The organism is Gilliamella sp. wkB108, assembly GCF_001690195.1.
Taxonomy (GTDB): Bacteria; Pseudomonadota; Gammaproteobacteria; order Enterobacterales; family Orbaceae; genus Gilliamella; species Gilliamella apicola_L.
Window position 1 is genome coordinate 1 of sequence record NZ_LZGM01000050.1, and the last position, 984, is coordinate 984.

General features: G+C 26.5%; 1 protein-coding gene. It reads right to left on the reverse strand.

All coding sequences use genetic code 11. The features are described 5' to 3' along the window. Window positions 1-118: 118 nt before the first annotated feature. A partial coding sequence (locus A9G11_RS05635; protein ID WP_218056062.1) for a hypothetical protein occupies window positions 119-984 on the reverse strand: 866 nt, incomplete at its 5' end.

A 984-nucleotide genomic window follows, 5' to 3' on the forward strand; every position in this document is an offset into this window, starting at 1 on the left:
CAAAGAAAAAAAAATGCCAATATAAAATGAATATTTCATAAGTTATTCCTTAATCTCTTCAAAATACAAATTTAATTAATTTTATATTGCACATTATTTGTATCTATTCCCTCCTGTACTATTTAGCTAACTCTTTTTTGACACTATTTATATCTTGCTTTAATTGTTTTATCTCACATAAAACAACCGCTTTAATATTAAAATAAGGGAATAAGTAATCGTTATCTAACAGATTATTTTTACTTAAACATAATTTATCGCGTTTCTTTTTGAGTGGAGTAAATAAATTTTTAGTTGCATTGGTTTTTTTGGAAAGTTGTCCGGTTTTCTGTTTTAATTGCTTGAGATAATAAAGATAAATATCTTCTTCATTACAATCATCTTCGGATTCATTTTTTAGACACCTCTCTAATTGCCCTTTTTGATAATGTTCATCTTTATCGGGATTAGGTAATATCATAAAACTATCTGGGTAATTAACTTGATAACGACGATAATATATTTGCACTAGATTAAAATTTAAACTTTTGTCATCAATTTTATAATGCATCCATATTTGAGGGCCAATCCCATCATCCATTTCGATTAAGGATAAAGTATAAATATCGCCACTGGGTGCGATATAGTAATATTGATAACCAACTGAAAGTAAAGTAGTTTCATTAGTAAAACCGTTAGCCAGGATTATTTTATCTTTAATTTCATTATTTTTGATTAAAGATAAAATCAATTTCGAACCAGAAAAAACACCATCCTCACGTTTATAGCTAAAATTTTCTTTATTTAATTCTAGTATTAAATCATTTTTTTGATATATTACCTTTTTTTTATCAACTAAGTCATACACATGATCAAAATAATCACTAAAATTATTATACAACGGACAACGTTTAGCTGCTTCAACTTGCTTTGAGTCATCAAGTTCAGGGTAGTTTAAGGGAAGAGTACAATTTTGTTCTAATTTTTGCATATCTATTTTACTAA